The following is a 1,798-nucleotide window of genomic DNA, read 5'->3' on the forward strand; positions in this document are numbered from 1 at the left end:
TTTTTATGCCGCTCATGAATAGAGCATCATGCAGGAGAAAAATATTATCACCCCATTAGGGAGATGGAATGATGAAAAATGTATTGGTTTAACTTAAATGTGATTAGAACCTTTAAACCTCACATTGAGCGGGTATGGATTTATATTTTTAGATGATGTAGGCATCTGTACATTGTTTTGAAGGTTAATTAACTACCAAGAGGGTAGCACAATGAATACACTTAAAAAATACTGGTTAACTGTGTTTTTTCTAGTTGGATTGTTTTCAACTTTAGCTTATGCGATATACCCATTACCCGCGAACGAAGATACTACTGAAGCGGGAAATGTAATTGAAAAAATAAGTAAAGTTAAAAAAGTTCCACTTACTTTTGTCCCAGAAAAAAGCAGTCAGACCCCCCCCCCTGTCTCAGAGATTAGATATACCGAATCTACTCCGGGGGATCCAACCTCTGATACTGAACCTTCCCATGACCATAATGAGGACTTAAATCCAGAGCTTGCAGAGCTGGAAGCTTTCTTTGGAGACCCTGAATACGATGTATCCTATTCCCCAATAGATGATTTTCCTGTACCCGAAAGCTTTAAAAAGGAAGCTGATCTTGCTACACGGCAAATGAAAGAACAAGGGTATATTGATACTCCTGAAAGTCGTATAACTCCAATCCGAGACGAACTGACGCCAAAAAGTAAAAAATACGAGAAGACCTATGAGGAAGCGGTTGAACTTTTATCGCTAGAACCCTCTAATTTAGAAGGGACACCATTCTATGATAAAAAGGTAGTTTCCCGGCAGGTGAGCGGAACTTATAATAAGGGGAAGTGGTCTACTTTATCAAGAGTTTATGAGTTTGAAAATTTGATCCTGGTTGAACTTTCGGAAGACGATTATACTTCAGGACATGGTAAGGTGGTATTTGCCGAAGATTCCATTAATGAAGATATCAATGGGAACCCCGCTATATTCGAAGTGGAAGTAAGCCCAAGTGGAAAAGCTGTAACTTCCCTAGTGTGGGCAACAGATTCTAAATATTATAAATTAATCATGGAGAAAAACGCATCAAGTAATGAAGACCTGAAAGGTGAATTCTTAAATTTAGCACGTTCGGTGCCCATAGATTAAGAGTTTAGGTAGGGGATCAAATTGTGATCGGCTTACTGAACAACAACATGAGGTTGGGTCAAGATATTTACAACTCAACCCCATAATAAAGCCTCATAAATCCCCCTGACATATTTACTGGCTCTATAACCAAGTCGAACCGCTGAGAAGCGTCTATCAGGAATTATCTCCTGATACTGATGAGACAGATTAAACTCATGGAGTAAAAAAATATGAAAAAAATTAAGATTTCCCGTTTACTACCTATATTGTTACCGGTAGTTCTAACGACATTTAGTAGTGTTTCTAATGCTAAACTGTATCAGTTTAGTAGAGCAAACTGTTTCCCCCCTTTTGCTGTTAAGTAGTGCTTGCACGAAATAAATAATACCCTTTTAAAACAACATATTATGGTATGATAACGCCAAATATCACTACTGAAGATTCTGAGTGCCCCATTTTGGTATTTATCGTAAAAAATGGTTATACCATTGTTATTGAACAAGTATTTATTCTTACAAATCGAACTGGCAAATACTGAGTCCTCAATAACAGTTCCATTCCAGCAAAACTTCGCATCAGATCCATGAGAAATATCATATCGTCACAACTGGAAATTGGGCAAGTAGATATTGCCAGCATTGTCATTGATGTCTCATCGCGTGATGATATTCCACTCATCCTGCTGGGCTTGCA

General features: G+C 37.9%; 1 protein-coding gene. It reads left to right on the plus strand.

Going from position 1 to position 1,798, the window contains the following annotated elements; translation table 11 throughout:
* Positions 1 to 211 precede the first annotated feature (211 nt).
* On the plus strand, positions 212 to 1,123 hold the full coding sequence (locus tag CDZ78_RS19995; RefSeq protein ID WP_087871527.1) for a hypothetical protein: 912 nt from the start codon (positions 212 to 214) through the stop codon (positions 1,121 to 1,123).
* Positions 1,124 to 1,798: the final 675 nt, after the last annotated feature.

The sequence above is a fragment of the Bathymodiolus platifrons methanotrophic gill symbiont genome (assembly GCF_002189065.1).
Classification (GTDB): domain Bacteria; phylum Pseudomonadota; class Gammaproteobacteria; order Methylococcales; family Methylomonadaceae; genus Methyloprofundus.